This window comes from Sphingobacterium sp. T2 (assembly GCF_000814685.1).
Lineage (GTDB): Bacteria > Bacteroidota > Bacteroidia > Sphingobacteriales > Sphingobacteriaceae > Sphingobacterium > Sphingobacterium thermophilum.
Genome location: NZ_JXAC01000167.1, coordinates 1 through 14,830, shown reverse-complemented (window position 1 = coordinate 14,830; position 14,830 = coordinate 1). Strand labels below are relative to the sequence as shown.

Below are 14,830 nucleotides of genomic sequence, written 5' to 3'. Positions count from 1 at the left end.
TAGAAATCAGCATGCCCGACATCATCCATTATMMAAGGAACATCTCCTTCCTTTTGAAAATTTGTTAATTGACCATTACAATTTTAAGTATTTTATGAATTGACAAACGAAATAGATCATTAGATGAATCTTTTGAACTAAATCCCACCAATAATAGGATTTTTGATCTGAAATACCATAGCAGCAACAAACGAAATCGTTTGCGTAACAATCACTTTTAATAAATCAATTTTCTGGAAAAGAAAAGCGGAAGACAAAAAAAAGCCTTACATCATCATGTAAGGCTTTTTGATTAGTAGCGGGGGCCAGACTCGAACTGACGACCTTCGGGTTATGAGCCCGACGAGCTACCACTGCTCCACCCCGCATTGTATCTATATTCTTTCTGCCGGACATCGTGTCCGACGACTTTCGGTAGCGGGAGCCAGACTCGAACTGACGACCTTCGGGTTATGAGCCCGACGAGCTACCACTGCTCCACCCCGCACTGTATTTTCATGCTTTCTGCCGGACATCGTGTCCGACGACTTTCGGTAGCGGGGGCCAGACTCGAACTGACGACCTTCGGGTTATGAGCCCGACGAGCTACCACTGCTCCACCCCGCACTATATTTTCATGCTAAAATCTTTGATTTTGTTATCAAAAACAAAGATTATTTACCTTTCAAATTGGAGTACAAAGATATTATTTGTTTCTTTGTAAAACAAATAAAAATTAAAAATGTCGCATAAAGCTGGATTCGTAAGCCTTATCGGTAAACCAAACGCAGGTAAGTCTACACTAATGAACGCTTTAGTGGGTGAAAAAATGTCTATCATCACCCCTAAAGCACAAACAACACGCCATCGCATCATCGGAATTGTCAACGACGAAAACCATCAGATTGTTTTCTCTGATACTCCCGGCATCATAAAACCGAAATATACTTTGCAGGAATCCATGATGAACTTCGTGGAAGACTCTCTTGTAGATGCCGATCTGATACTTTTTGTTACAGACATTCACGAAAGATATGACGAACAAGACGTGTTGGAAAAATTGCGCAAAGCCTCCTCTCCAGTAGCGGTATTGATCAACAAAGTTGATCTCTCTAACGAAGAAGAAAGTAAAAACAAAAAATTCAAGTTTTGGGAAGAAACCTTAAATCCCGACGCAGTATTCCCTATGTCCGCACTCTTGGGATTTAACGTACAAACCATCCTTGAATACATTAAAGAAAAACTTCCGGAACATCCTCCCTACTATGACAAAGAAGAGCTGACAGACCGGACCATGCGATTTTTTGTTTCCGAAATAATCCGCGAAAAAATCTTTATGCTCTATGACAAAGAAATTCCATATAGCACGGAAGTAGGCGTAGTTTCGTATAAGGAAGAACCTAACATCACCAGAATTTCCGCAGAGATCTACGTAGAAAGAGATTCGCAGAAAAACATTATCATCGGCAAAGGTGGTGAAATGATCAAAAAAGTAGGCACCTACGCTCGAAAAGATATCGAAGAGTTCATTGGAAATAAAGTTTTCTTGGAGCTGTATGTCAAAGTAGTGCCTGATTGGCGTACAAAGAAGAACATTCTAAAACGTTTCGGTTATGATAATTAAAAAGCAGTGTAAACACTGCTTTTTTATTGAAAATACTCTCTTAATGCTTTTATCTGCCTTTTATTCAGCACCTTCGCTAAATCATCATCTGTTGCCTCTTTCACCTTTTTCACCGATTTAAACTCCCTCAACAGCTTCTCTACCGATGTTTTTCCTATTCCAGGGATATTTTCCAGCTCAGAGACGAAGGTCTTGCGGCTACGTTGGTTGCGGTGAAATGTGATGCCGAAGCGGTGTGCCTCATCCCGCAGATGCTGGATAACCTTTAAGGTTTCAGATTTCTTATCCAGATAAAGCGGATATTGATCTCCCGGATAGAAGAGCTCCTCCAGACGTTTGGCAATGCCTATCACGGTGACCTGCTTTTCTATACCCAACAGTTTAAGGCTTTTCAAGGCGGCGCCCAGCTGTCCTTTACCACCGTCGATAACGATAAGCTGTGGCAGAGGTTGCCCCTCATCCAACAAGCGTTTGTAACGACGGTAAACGGCCTCCTCCATCGTTGCAAAATCGTTAGGACCTTCCACGGTCTTCACGTTGAAATGTCTGTAATCTTTTTTCGAAGGCTTGCCGTCTTTGAATACCACTATCGCCGACACCGGGTAGTTTCCTTGAATATTGGAATTATCAAAACATTCTATATGTCGTGGTAGCACGTTTAGCCTCAAATCTTTCTGCATCTGCGTCAAAAGACGTTCGGTCTTAATCTCCGGGTTCAGCTTTTCATATTGGAGCATGCGCTCTTTCTTGAAATATGCTACGTTCTTCAACGAAAGTTCCAACAGCTTCTTCTTATCTCCCAGTTTCGGACGGTAAACTTCACATAATCCGGCAGTCCTTCTACCTCTATCTCAAAAGGGACAATAATCTCGCGTGACAGCGATTTGTAGCGATTGCGGATTTCCGGAATAGCAATCTGCAGCAGTTCCGCATCGGTCTCATCCAGTCGTTTTTTCATTTCCAAAGTCTGCGTCTGGATTACCACTCCGTTCACCACTCTCAAGAAATTTACAAAGGCGATACTTTCATCCGATGCAATGCTAAAGACATCCACATTCGTAATAGATGAACTTACCACTGTCGATTTGGATTGGTAGTTTTCCAGCTTATCCAACTTGATCTTTAGCTGGTGCGCCAATTCGAAGTTGAGGTTCGCAACGGCTTCATCGAGCTGCTCTTTGATACGCGTTTTCACTACCGATATCTTACCATTAAGGATATCTTTGATGTTAGTAAGATTCTGGTCGTAATCTTCTTTCGACTGTAGTCCCTCACAAGGCCCCTTACAATTGCCGATTTGATATTCCAGACAGATACGGTACTTCCCTTTGGCGATAATTTCAGGAGAAAGGTTGAGGTTGCAAGTGCGCAGCGGAAACAACTCCCTTATGGTATCCAGCACCACATGCATCATGCCCACCGAAGCGTAAGGGCCGAAATAAGTGGAGCCATCCTTGATATATTTACGTGTCCACTGTACGCGCGGAAAAGGTTCATTCTTGATGACAATCCAAGGATAGGTTTTATCGTCCTTAAGCATCACATTGTAGCGTGGCTTATGTTTCTTGATAAGGTTGTTCTCCAACAGCCAAGCATCAATTTCCGTATCTACAATGGTAAAGGCTATGCGGTTGATCTTACGGACCAACACCCTAGTTTTGGCATTGAGCTGACGGTCATTGACGAAATAAGAACTCACCCTATTCTTCAAATCTTTAGCCTTCCCCACATAAATCAACACATCGTCCTTATCAAAATATTGATATACGCCAGGTTTATGGGGAATCTTCTTTAACTCTTCTTTATAATCGAACGAACTCATCAACACTACATAAAAATGCCAGACAACAAATTACGAAAATTCATTGTCTGGCGTGTTATAATATTATCAAATTTTAAAATCCTAAACGGTCGTCTTGCAGCTCCGGTTCGGGCTGTTCCCCACCTTGATACACTCCACTATACTTCGAGCAGTCGATCACGCGTGTCAATCCTCCCGGCGGAAGAGGGAAATCCTCTTTAGAATATCCGAGCTTACTATCAGCATACACACGCTTCATAAATAAGCCGAACACCGGCAGGGCTGCCGCAGCCCCCTGTCCATACTGCATATTGCTGAAGCTTATACCTCGGTCTTCACATCCTGTCCACACTCCGGTTACCAGTTGCGGCGTAATGCCGATAAACCATGCGTCGGAGTTGTCGTTGGTAGTACCGGTCTTACCCCCTATAGGATAGGTAATCCCCCCAAACTCGGCACGACGCAGTCTGCTGGCCGTACCGCCATCTACCACTCCTTTCAACATATCTACCATGATATAGGCAGACTCACTGTTAAGCACTTTCCGGATTTCAGGTTTATGCTCATAGATTACCGTTCCTTCTTTGGTTTCTATACGTAGGATCATCACCGGCTTAATCCATGTTCCGTGATTGACGAATGCCGAATACGCACCAACCATATCATATACCGATGCTTCATAGGCTCCCAAAGCTATAGAAGGATAACTAGGCACCTTGGATGTTATACCCATCTTGCGGGTAAGTTCTGCCACATTTGAAGCACCTACCAAGTGAATGAGGTATGCCGTAGCGTGGTTTTGCGAATATTTCAGCGCATTTTTCAAGGTTATAGGATCTCCACCCTGAATAGTTCCCCGTGGCGACCAGTCGCCGTATGTTTGGGGATGGTTAGGAATCGGCTGACACGGCGAGTAGTCGTTGTCTATTGCCACCGCATAGGTGAAAGGCTTGGCTGTAGATCCCACCTGACGTGTTCCCATCTTTACCTGATCGTATTTATAATGTTCAAAGCTTATCCCTCCGACCCACGCTTTGATATGTCCGGTCTGTGGTTCCATAGACATCATGGAGTTACGGAGAATAAGTTTGTTGTATTTAATAGAATCCATCGGCGTCATGATCGTATCGACGCTTCCTTTCCAGGTGAAGATGGTCATGCGCGTCTTTGTGTTGAAAGCTTTCAGGATTTCCTCTTCAGAAGCGCCGTCATTTTTCATCTGTATATAACGGTCCGAACGCTTCATACCAGTAGTGAGGAGCTTAGCACGCTCCCCGGCAAAAGGATTTCTGTTGCGCCACTGCTTATCAAACTCTTTTTGCAGCTTCTGCATCCATTCTTTCTGTGCCTGTTCGGCATACAGCTGCATATCGTAATTTATAGGTGTATAGATGCGAAGTCCGTCTCTATCCAAGTCGTACGGGGTGCCATCCTCTTTGGTGATGCCCAGACGTTGAAACTCCTTCTTGATCTCATCTTTCAGCACCGCACGGAAATAAGGGGCCGGGCCTTCGCCATAGCTCGTCACATTGAGATTCAGCTTCAACGGTTTTTCCTTGGCTTCCTCATATTCTTCTTTGGTGATAAAGCCCTCTTTCATCATATTGGCCAACACCAGGTTACGGCGGTTAAGCGAACGTTCCGGATTGCGGATAGGAGAAAATAAAGAAGGGCCTTTCAACATACCTACCAACACGGCTGCTTCTTCCATCTTCAGCTTATCCGGCGTGGTATTGAAGAAGGTCCGTGCCGCAGACTTAATACCATACGTATTTTTATAGCCGAAGTCTACGGTATTGAAGTACATCATGATGATCTCTTCTTTAGTGTAGTTCCGTTCCAAACGTACGGCCGTAATCCATTCCTGCAGCTTCTGCATGATACGCTTGATGGTGTTGCGCTCTCTCTTTTCCGAAAAAAGATTTAATGCTAGCTGTTGAGTGATCGTACTTCCCCCTTGCTTGTTTCCCATCAATGTATAGAAGACCGTAGTTATCGTACGGGAATAATCTATTCCCGAATGGCTATAAAAACGTTTGTCTTCGGTAGCAATCAACGCATTAACCAGATGAGGAGATAAATCACTATACTGTACGTTAGATCTTGTTTTCTTTATAATATGTACCCAACACACGGTTGTCGTCCGTAAGGATTTCTGAAGCCAAATTGCTTTTTGGGTTTTCCAATTCATCGAAACCAGGAAGCTTACCAAAAAGACCGATACGTACTAAAAATATTACTAAAAAAATACATCCTATACCACCAAAAATGATCAGCCAAAAATTTCGAGTATAGCGTTTGATCTCTTCCGGTGTAAGTCTTACTATTTTTTGATTCTCTCTTCATATTAATTATGTAGAATGCTACTTAACGATTCTTTCCGTTTTCAAATATTCCCTGACAGATTCTGCTATTGCATGAACGCTAACATTTTTTGGGAATTACAAAGGTACTATATTTTTTTTTCACTAAGCTTTATAAATTCGGGGCGCTATCCACAAACTTATCTGCAAAGGGCCTCCTCCATAGCAAGAGAAGTAACGTTTTAAGGTTAATCACCTACTGTCTACAGCCGCGTTTCCGCATTCTATACATGTACACATTTGCTGACTTTTAGAGCATGTTCTCCAACAGGTTTATCCGATGCAGATAATCTGTCTTTCTAACGGTATCTTGCTGCATGAGCTCCTTCAGAACTCCTACCGCTTCCTTCCTTAAGCCTATCTTCTCAAGGAAATCTGCATAAGCCACTCCCCTTCCGATCGTTCTATCCTCTTTATATTGGCGCAAGAGGGAAATCCATTCGTCACCATTCGCACTCAAGATACGCGCTTCATCCTCTAACCCATCATGATATCCACTCTCCCTGATTTTTTCTAAATACGTCTTTGCTAAATCGTATTGCGACTTAGAAAGATATAGTTGTACCAATTTCCAGCATGCCTTGCTAGCCATACGTGGCGACGGGTACTGCTGCACAGCCTTTGTGTAATACACTATGGCCGAATCCGGCTGATGAGGCGCATAATCTTCTGCCACAGCCATATAAACCAGCCCCTCCTTGCCCAAAGAATAGCCCTTCTTCAAAATCTGTTTGTATTGGGCAAGACGTTGATTCAATCTTTCGACTGTAGACGTAAACAAGTAACTTCCGAAGCAATTTTTATACCATCGGGAGCAGTAAGACTTCTCCGCACCGCTTGAAAATACGGTAAGGCCTGTTCGTAATTTTCCTTTTCCGCATACATCATTGCTAGGCTATACGTCCAAGACCAGCGGTAACCCTTTGGGGCATATTCCGTTTGGGCCAATTCCAAGTACACGATGGCTGAGTCTATCTGCCTTTGAAGATAGAAGGTTTCTGCATGAGCAGCATAAAGTAAGGATCTCTCTCGAGGAGAGAATAGTCCTAATTCGATTTCTGGGAAAAGAGAGTTTACCTTCTGATATTGTCCCAAAAGATTATGGATTCGCAACCAATAATACAAAACCTCGAAGTCCGTAAAGGATAGTCCCGGCAAGTCTAGATAGGCCTGGGCAGCATAATAATCTTCCTTATAAAAATAGGATTGAGCAAGACGTACATATAGTGCTTTTTTCTGCCGGTCTTCATGCACGTAAGGCAGCAGTTCCAAAATGCCCTGTTGTAAGGAATCCAGAAAGTTCGAATTAGAACGATAATCCGGCTTTTCAAGCAACTGAATCTGCCACATGTTCTGCTGTTGAAAAAGTAGTCTTTCCCTTTCCTTCCTTAATGCGGCGTCAATATTAAAAAGCGTATTATACCGAATAGAAAATGAATGATACTTCTTCTGCGAATAAGAGGATGGATTACCCGAAGGCGTAGAACATTGCACAAAGAATATCCCGCCTATTGTGGTGACCAATAAGGAAAAGCATATAGAAAAACTCTTTAAAAACCTCATTTCTATTAGCTTACGCTGACAATCAAATATACAATACGATTGTAGATTTCAACAAATAGTTTAATTATAGGCCTTACATTCCTTACCTTTACCTCCGATGTTGACGAAATCAGTAGAATCCAAAGGTTTATTTTTCATTTTTGTAACCGTAGTGATTGACTCTATAGGACTGGGCATTATCATTCCGGTGATACCGAAATTAATTCAGGAACTTATACATGGAGACCTTAGCGCTGCCTCCCAGTATGGGGGATGGCTGGTATTTGTTTATGCTTTCGCTCAATTTTTCTTTGCTTCGGTGTTGGGCAACCTGAGTGATAAATATGGGAGAAGGCCGGTATTGCTGTTTTCTCTATTGGGTTTCGGAATCAACTATATTCTTATGGGGTTAGCTCCTTCTATTGGATGGCTCTTCGCAGGACGACTTATTGCCGGCATTACGGGAGCCAGTCATACGGTCGCTGCCGCCTATATCGCCGATATAAGCTCTCCCCAGAAAAAAGCACAAAACTTTGGTTTGTTAGGTGCAGCCTTCGGGCTGGGTTTTATCCTCGGGCCGGTACTTGGAGGCATCTTGGGTCAATACAGCTCACGGCTTCCCTTTTTTGCGGCGGCGGCTCTCTGTCTGTTAAACCTTCTTTACGGCTATTTTGTCGTGCCGGAATCGTTAAAGCCTGAACTGAGAAGACCTTTCGACTGGAAGACGTCCAACCCCATCGGCACTTTTGCCCATATCAACACCTATCCCCAAATTTTACCGCTTATGGTCTGTATCTTCCTCGTAAACATAGCAGCCAATGCCGTGCAAACGACGTGGTCCTATTATAACGATGGAAAAATTTCAGTGGGATGAACGTATGGTAGGTCTATCGCTAGGTTTTGTAGGTACGTTATTGATGATAGTGCAGGCAGGACTTATACGCATAGCCATACCGAAGCTAGGACTCAAAAATGCTATCCTCCTCGGGCTCACCCTTTACCTGATTGCGTATTCTTTGTTCGGCATTGCAACACAAAGCTGGATGATGTTTGCGATAAGTATCTTCTTCGTATCGGCAGGTATCGGAGGACCGGCACTGCAGAGCTACATCTCCAATCATATACCGGCAAACGAGCAAGGACAGATACAAGGAGGAATCACTTCCGTCATTAGCCTTACAGCCATCATCGGCCCTGTCATCATGAGCTCCCTATTTTCTTATTTTTCAAGAAAAGAGGCTGTCTTCTATTTTCCGGGAGCCCCATTTGTCTTGTCGGCATTGCTGTCCGTCCTTGCCTTGCTGATAATGATTTCTTATTTCCGAAACAAAGAGTGATTATTTCTGAATCAGGCAAACAGCATATGCTACAACGCCCTCCTGACGGCCGATGAAGCCCATGGTTTCGTTTGTCGTCGCCTTAATGGAGATATCTTCCTCCTCTAGGCCTGTAACTGCTGCTATGTTTTTTCGCATGGCAGGAATATAAGGTTTGATCTTCGGAGCTTCCAGCACCAGCATTGCGTCAATATTACCCAGAGACCAGCCTTTCTCAGAAATAAGACGCACACACTCTTCTAAGAGCACAAGACTGCTAACACCCTTCCAGCGCATATCCGTATTGGGGAAATGCAAACCTAGTATCGCCTAAGTTGGCAGCTCCCAATATAGCATCACATATAGCATGCACCAACACATCTGCATCGGAATGCCCAAACGCTCCGGCATGATGTTCTAGCTGTACACCTCCCACGATGAAAGGGTGTCCCTCTTTCATCTGGTGTACGTCGAAACCGAATCCTACTTTAATCTTCATACCGGACGAAGTTAGCATTTACTTTTAATATTCTCTATACATCATTGTGCTCGTCTTTTCCGAAACACAATTAGTACCTGTATTTATATTTTGTATTAAGATATTACAAAAAAATCCTATTTTTGAACAACTATTAATGACATTGAAATCATCATGATGAAATTGCGAGTTTTTACATCTGCAATACTAATTATTACAATTATAACCTCTTTCAGTTCTTGTAAAAGTAAAAGCGGTGACTATTCAAGCAAAACAGGTGTTCGTTATAATGATCCGGACAATGGAGCTTACAAATAAACAGAAAAATCAAAGAAACGCCGGGACCAGGTTTAATTCCTATTGAGGGTGGTACTTTCGTGATGGGAGGCAGCCTGAGCGACGATATAGCTTACAACTATGATGTGGTAAAGCGTAGGGTGACCGTGGCTTCGTTCTATATCGACGAGACTGAAGTAGCCAATGTAGACTGGTTGGAGTATCTACATTGGATTACCACCAATTTCCCTGATGACCAAAAAATGTATTACGATGCTCTCCCTGACACCTTGGTGTGGAGACATCCTCTTTCGTATAATGAGCCTTATGTAAACTTCTACTTGCGTCACCCTTCCTTTCAGGATTATCCGGTGGTGGGAGTTACATGGGAGCAGGCTGTAGCGTACTGCCAATGGCGTACAGACCGTGTAAACGAAAACATATTGCGCCAGAAAGGCATCCTAGCAGATTATAAAACTGCTGCTCAACAGCAAAAAGCAACCGGTTTCAACACCGAAATTTATCTTAACGGCCAATACCAAGGGGAAGGTATTGACGGTAAAAATATGCCCAAAGATACTCGCCCTAACGCACAACAGGGTGCTCGCAGACCTGTACGTATGGAAGACGGCATCCTAAAACAAGCATATAGACTACCTACAGAAGCAGAATGGGAATATGCTGCTCTAGGGTTGATAGGAAATACAATCAAAGGAAATGTGGAAACCAACAAGGTTTATCCTTGGAATGGCCTGGGCGTTCGCGACTACAAACGTGGCACTCAAGGACAGATGATGGCCAACTTCAAAATTTCTAGAGGTAACAACATGGGAGTTGCCGGCGATCTGAACGACGGTGGTGACATCACCGTTCCGGTAAGAAGTTATCAACCTAACGACTACGGTCTATACAATATGGCCGGAAACGTAAACGAATGGGTAAGCGACGTGTACCGTCAGCTGTCTTATGAAGACTTCGAAGACTTCAACCCTTACCGCGGTCACGAATTTAAAGACTATAAATACGAAGACGAAGAGAAACGGATCCTCGCCAAAGATGAATACGGCAGACCTATAAAAGTGCCGGCAAAAGCGCCTCGCAAACAAACATGGGAAGAGCTGCAGGCCGCTAAAGCCGGAGAAAACCCATTGAAACCATATAACAATGATGTGCGCGGTTTCAAAGACGAAGAAAACAAAGAGCTTTACGGCAAGACTACTCTCGTCAACAACAAATCTAGAGTCTATAAAGGTGGCTCATGGAACGACAGAGCCTTCTGGCTAAATCCTGCTACCCGAAGACATATGCAACAAGATGAATCCAACGCCATGACAGGATTCCGCTGCGCTATGACTATGGTAGGCAACATATTTGGACCAGGAAACGGCTATAGAAGATAAAAAATAAAAGGGAGGAAAATTTCCTCCCTTTTTTCATATAGAGGGCTTTCATAGCAGCCTTGCCAACCATTACAGGTTTCAAACCAATAAGTTTTCTGTAATGCGCATTATCGGGAACATACCATTTTTGGGTGGATCGGCTCTATTAGCGCTAGCGTTTTCTTTAAGAACACTAATAAGATCGGGACTATAAGGATAACAATCCAAATAACATTTTTTGCCCTCATATACGCCCAGCTCAAAAGCGAAGTCCTTTACATCAAAACCACTCATTTCTTAACTGCGTATTTTGTGTAATCAATAGTATAATTTCAAACAACTAACAATGCAAAATGCGCAATTAAATTACTGTTGGATGATATTGATAATCAACAATCTAAGAACCCCAAAGGATTGATTAATTTCTTCAAAAAAATTATTGCGTATATTTGAGAGTTATAGGCAACCCCTGAACGCCACCGCACATTCAAGCACATTTGGTTTTCCAACCACACAAAGCCGACACACAAAAACCAAAAGAGCTTGAACTTTTCCAACGCTCGACAAAAATAATTTACTAACAAATTGGATAGTTTTCAAAACTAATTACTATTTTTGTCGAAATCGTCAAGACTAAAACATCAAGACAATGGAAGCAAATTTTGGAGAATACATTAGAAAACTAAGAACTCAAAGCGGTTTGACTCTCACTCAATTGGGTGCTAAACTCGGTATTGACTCTGGTGCTTTGAGCAAAATTGAAACAGGTAAAAAGGAATTTGACGAAGCTTTTTTACCTAATCTTGCAGAAGCATTTAATCTTGATTTGGAAACATTGAAATCTGAATTGATAAGTGAGAAAATAGCATACACGCTTTATCAAAACAAGTGTAGTGTTAATGTGCTGACACTTGCAGAAGAAAAAGTGAAATATATCAGAGAGAAGAATACAAAACAAACAACATTAAAGCTTTAAACATTATGTACAACCAAACAGAATTAGAAACAATTTCAACTGTGGAAGAACCGCAAATGTTTATTGACTTTAATAACAATAAACAGAAAAAGTCCACGCCTCAAAACAAAACTTTCAAAATCGTATCACTTTTTAGCGGTTGCGGAGGTTTGGATTTAGGATTTTCGGGAAACTTCAATTTTCGGGATAGGCATTTTGATAAAACCAAGTTCAAGATTGTATATTCAAATGACATAGACCCTGCGGCTGAATATGTTTATAATGCCAATACTTCTTTTTTCAATAATCACAAATTGCATCGTGAAGACATAAAAAATGTTGATTTTGAAAACATTCCCGATTTTGATTTTTTACTTGCAGGTTTTCCTTGTCAGCCTTTCTCAAACGCAGGATTGAGAAAAGGCATCAATGATGAAAGAGGAAACCTTTTTGAAGAATGCGAAAAACTACTCAAAGCAGGTTTGAAAAGAGAAAACAAACCTATCGGTTTTGTTTTTGAAAATGTAAAAGGCATTATGTCTTCTAAAATGGAAGATGGCACAAGTATCCCTGATGAAATTGTAAAACGTACAGAAAAATTGGGATTTAAAACTTGCTACAAACTTTTAAAAACAAGCAACTACGGAGTTCCTTCAAATCGTCAGCGATTAATTATTATTGGAATTAGAAAAGACTTCGGTTATTTTGATTTCAGTCTATTAGACCAAATTGTAGCGGAATACAATTTACCCAACGAAACTGACAATCCATATGATTTGTATCTTGGTTCTGTATTATGCGACATTCCCAAAAATGCACCGCAAGCAAACGATTTTTGGAAATATTCACCAGGAAGCCAATATATGGTTGATAAAATCGGACCTTGCGAAGATGGCAAAGAAGCATTAGCCAAATTCAAAAAGAAAATTCCATTGAATAAAATTAGTCAGACCATTTCCAAAGGGAAATCTTGGAAAAGTATGAACCCCGAAGATATGTCAGAACGTTTTAGAAAAATATGGGATAATCCAAAGAAATACCGAGCCCCTAACTTTTATCGTAGATTTGCTTTAGGTGAAATCAATGGTACAATCACGGCTTCAGCACAACCCGAAAACTGTGGTATTACCCACCCTTTTGAAAACAGGCGATTTACAATCAGAGAGATAGCGAGAATACAATCATTCCCTGATAATTTTGAATTTCCTTACAAAACCATTGCGAATGCTTACAAGGTAATCGGTAATGCTGTTCCGCCTGTTTTTGCTTGGGTTATTGCCAAAGCATTAGAAAAGCATTTAGAAAATGGAGAGAATTAACCACATTAAAGCATACATACTTGGATTATTGGTTGGAAGTGGGAAAATAGACGAAAACACTTTTGTTATCGACCTTCCGTTCAAAAAGTGGGGAATGGAACCTAAACGTATGAATATCATAGCAACAGATATTCTTACGAAGATTTGCCAATATTTTAATTCATCATATAATTTCAATGTAACTTATGAAATCGGTAATGGCAAATGGCTGATTATGCCGATTGACAATTCAGATATTTCGAGTTTGAAAAAGGACTTGGAATATTTAGGTTTGCCGATTGGTGGGTTTCTGCTTTCTTCTTCTGACTTATCAACCGCTAAATCAAAATTGACAGGTATTAATACAGCAAGTTTTCTTTCAGGTATTTTTGATACAAGAGCAAGTTTGACATTATCACATAGAAGATTTACAGATGATGCTCCCGTTGTTTCTATTGAAATTCCTGGAAGTACAAGGAATTTTAAATTAGTTGTACAATTATGTTCTTGGTTAACTGATTTAGGTTCGATAACCGACCAAATTTTATACAATCATCCTAACCAACATTCTGCTTCTGACCCTGATTATAAAGGCTGGAAAAAAGGGTTTAAAATTCGGTTCTTGGTTCGTTCATTTCTTACTCAATATTCTTTTTCATTACAAGCGAAATCTATTGATGTAACAAAAATTGAAAAGCATCAGAAGAAAGAAGAACAAATTCCTTGCATCTTACGAAAGCTAAGAACACCAAGCCCTGTTTCAGTTCATACAGACCAAAATTCAGATGAATTACCAATTGAGGTGAGAAACAAATTATTTTTTCACTACCATCATTTTTGTGCGGTTTTGGGTTGTCCTCACGCACCTGTTGAGGAAATCGAAAAATTAGTAAAGGACAAAAACAAGTACATCAACTTTTTTCCAAGACTATCAAAAGGAACGAAAAAAGAACTTTTCAAAAAGTTGAAAGAAATTCAATCAGAATATTTTCCTGAATTGGAAATATCGACACACAAAGCAAAAGTATCAAGACTTATAGAACATCGAAGATTTTGAAAGCTTCACAGGCATTGACCAAGGCATTGCATATCTTTTTGCAAAAACTTTAAACGGAAAAAGACATACTGGTTCGATGGAAGATATTATCAATCAACACACAACAGAAATATTGACATTAAAAACCATTGGAAACACATTTGATAGTCCTTTATTGGTCATTAATCCAATGAATGAAAGAGCTTTTATTTGTTCATCTGTAAGCAACAGTTTGAACCAGCAGCTCATCAAAACAAAAATTAAAGTAAATAACCTAACAGTAAATTTGAAATAGTGGTACAGAACGAAATAAGCTATTATGAAGAATTTTCAAAGAAATTCAGTCAATACCTAAACACATATCTTGGGAATAATTACAGCGTTTTCTATTCCTGTAACAAAACTTTAGATTTCATTGTATCTGATTTAGAAAACCAATCAGGCATTACCATAAAAGAAACAAGGAACTTACATTCCTAAACTGAAAGTTGATATAGTGTTTTCTATTATCAATCCTGATAAAAAAGTACGATTGATATTAATTGAAGCAAAGTATTTAAGTCAATTGAGTTTAAAAGATTACTCGCAGTTGGTTGGATATTTACAAGTTGCCAAAACCATAGATTTAGGCTTGCTGCTTCTTATTCAAAAAGGAATGTCGCCCAACAAACTATCAAACGTATTTTCAATGAAATTGTAAGATTGAAAAAACTTCCATATTGGATTGGTTTATTGATATGAARWAAAATTAACRAACAAACAATTTAACCGAATTTTAAAACC

Annotated in this window: 11 protein-coding genes, 3 tRNA genes and 2 pseudogenes; 8 read left to right on the top strand and 8 right to left on the bottom strand. The window is 40.7% G+C overall.

Annotated elements, in window-relative coordinates; all coding sequences use genetic code 11:
- Positions 1–296: 296 nt before the first annotated feature.
- The 3 genes from SD31_RS10745 to SD31_RS10735 form a co-directional block, all read right to left on the bottom strand.
- Positions 297–368: transfer RNA gene (locus tag SD31_RS10745), tRNA-Met, on the bottom strand.
- 47 nt (positions 369–415) lie between these two features.
- Positions 416–487 (bottom strand) — tRNA-Met (locus tag SD31_RS10740).
- A 47-nt stretch (positions 488–534) separates the two neighbouring features.
- Positions 535–606: transfer RNA gene (locus SD31_RS10735), tRNA-Met, on the bottom strand.
- A gap of 115 nt (positions 607–721) precedes the next feature.
- Between SD31_RS10735 and era the strand changes: the two genes are divergently transcribed.
- The gene (gene era / locus SD31_RS10730; RefSeq protein ID WP_039054115.1) at positions 722–1,603 is read left to right on the top strand and encodes a GTPase Era; all 882 of its coding nucleotides are present in this window, start codon (positions 722–724) and stop codon (positions 1,601–1,603) included.
- A 23-nt stretch (positions 1,604–1,626) separates the two neighbouring features.
- Here era and uvrC read toward each other — a convergent pair.
- The 4 genes and pseudogenes from uvrC to SD31_RS10710 form a co-directional block, all read right to left on the bottom strand.
- Positions 1,627–3,425: pseudogene (gene uvrC, locus SD31_RS10725) on the bottom strand (excinuclease ABC subunit UvrC).
- Positions 3,426–3,498: 73 nt separating this feature from the next.
- On the bottom strand, positions 3,499–5,595 hold the full coding sequence (locus SD31_RS10720) for a transglycosylase domain-containing protein (protein WP_231561477.1): 2,097 nt from the start codon (positions 5,593–5,595) through the stop codon (positions 3,499–3,501).
- Positions 5,596–6,017: 422 nt separating this feature from the next.
- Positions 6,018–6,524 (bottom strand): tetratricopeptide repeat protein, encoded by a 507-nt coding sequence (locus SD31_RS10715; protein ID WP_039054114.1) that lies wholly within the window; start codon positions 6,522–6,524, stop codon positions 6,018–6,020.
- Positions 6,521–7,117 (bottom strand): tetratricopeptide repeat protein, encoded by a 597-nt coding sequence (locus tag SD31_RS10710; RefSeq protein ID WP_039054113.1) that lies wholly within the window; start codon positions 7,115–7,117, stop codon positions 6,521–6,523. Before SD31_RS10710 ends, SD31_RS10715 begins: the two co-directional genes overlap by 4 nt.
- A gap of 310 nt (positions 7,118–7,427) precedes the next feature.
- Between SD31_RS10710 and SD31_RS20955 the strand changes: the two genes are divergently transcribed.
- Both SD31_RS20955 and SD31_RS20950 read left to right on the top strand, forming a co-directional pair.
- Positions 7,428–8,183, top strand: coding sequence for an MFS transporter (locus tag SD31_RS20955; RefSeq protein WP_316929855.1), 756 nt, complete (start codon positions 7,428–7,430; stop codon positions 8,181–8,183).
- Complete coding sequence (locus tag SD31_RS20950) at positions 8,161–8,646, top strand: MFS transporter (RefSeq protein ID WP_316929854.1); 486 nt, start codon at positions 8,161–8,163, stop codon at positions 8,644–8,646. Before SD31_RS20955 ends, SD31_RS20950 begins: the two co-directional genes overlap by 23 nt.
- On the opposite strand, the pseudogene ispF reads toward SD31_RS20950, so the two are convergent.
- A pseudogene (gene ispF / locus SD31_RS10700) lies at positions 8,647–9,124 on the bottom strand (2-C-methyl-D-erythritol 2,4-cyclodiphosphate synthase).
- A 359-nt stretch (positions 9,125–9,483) separates the two neighbouring features.
- Here ispF and SD31_RS10695 point away from each other — a divergent pair.
- The 5 genes from SD31_RS10695 to SD31_RS17505 all read left to right on the top strand — a co-directional run bounded on the left by SD31_RS10695 (position 9,484) and on the right by SD31_RS17505 (position 14,342).
- Positions 9,484–10,779 carry an SUMF1/EgtB/PvdO family nonheme iron enzyme gene (locus tag SD31_RS10695; protein ID WP_231561476.1) on the top strand — a complete coding sequence of 432 codons (1,296 nt, stop codon included), beginning with the start codon at positions 9,484–9,486 and terminating at the stop codon, positions 10,777–10,779.
- Positions 10,780–11,407: 628 nt separating this feature from the next.
- Positions 11,408–11,734: a helix-turn-helix domain-containing protein gene (locus SD31_RS10685; protein ID WP_039054111.1), complete on the top strand. Its 327-nt coding sequence runs from the start codon at positions 11,408–11,410 to the stop codon at positions 11,732–11,734.
- Between the two features lie 5 nt (positions 11,735–11,739).
- A complete protein-coding gene (locus SD31_RS10680) occupies positions 11,740–13,032 on the top strand; it encodes a DNA cytosine methyltransferase (RefSeq protein ID WP_197053669.1) in 1,293 nt (430 codons plus the stop codon).
- On the top strand, positions 13,019–14,068 hold the full coding sequence (locus tag SD31_RS10675; RefSeq protein ID WP_039054110.1) for a hypothetical protein: 1,050 nt from the start codon (positions 13,019–13,021) through the stop codon (positions 14,066–14,068). Before SD31_RS10680 ends, SD31_RS10675 begins: the two co-directional genes overlap by 14 nt.
- Before the next feature lie 76 nt (positions 14,069–14,144).
- The gene (locus tag SD31_RS17505; RefSeq protein WP_039054109.1) at positions 14,145–14,342 is read left to right on the top strand and encodes a hypothetical protein; all 198 of its coding nucleotides are present in this window, start codon (positions 14,145–14,147) and stop codon (positions 14,340–14,342) included.
- The last annotated feature ends 488 nt before the right edge of the window (positions 14,343–14,830 follow it).

Bases quoted from the DNA above. Each gene is read 5' to 3' on its own strand.
- SD31_RS20955 (WP_316929855.1), top strand. From the start codon at position 7,428: ATGTTGACGAAATCAGTAGAATCCAAAGGTTTATTTTTCATTTTTGTA.
- SD31_RS10695 (WP_231561476.1), top strand. From the start codon at position 9,484: ATGGGAGGCAGCCTGAGCGACGATATAGCTTACAACTATGATGTGGTA.
- SD31_RS10675 (WP_039054110.1), top strand. From the start codon at position 13,019: ATGGAGAGAATTAACCACATTAAAGCATACATACTTGGATTATTGGTT.
- SD31_RS17505 (WP_039054109.1), top strand. From the start codon at position 14,145: ATGGAAGATATTATCAATCAACACACAACAGAAATATTGACATTAAAA.
- SD31_RS10710 (WP_039054113.1), bottom strand. From the start codon at position 7,117: ATGTGGCAGATTCAGTTGCTTGAAAAGCCGGATTATCGTTCTAATTCG.
- SD31_RS20950 (WP_316929854.1), top strand. From the start codon at position 8,161: ATGGAAAAATTTCAGTGGGATGAACGTATGGTAGGTCTATCGCTAGGT.
- SD31_RS10680 (WP_197053669.1), top strand. From the start codon at position 11,740: ATGTACAACCAAACAGAATTAGAAACAATTTCAACTGTGGAAGAACCG.
- SD31_RS10720 (WP_231561477.1), bottom strand. From the start codon at position 5,595: ATGAATTGGAAAACCCAAAAAGCAATTTGGCTTCAGAAATCCTTACGG.
- SD31_RS10685 (WP_039054111.1), top strand. From the start codon at position 11,408: ATGGAAGCAAATTTTGGAGAATACATTAGAAAACTAAGAACTCAAAGC.
- era (WP_039054115.1), top strand. From the start codon at position 722: ATGTCGCATAAAGCTGGATTCGTAAGCCTTATCGGTAAACCAAACGCA.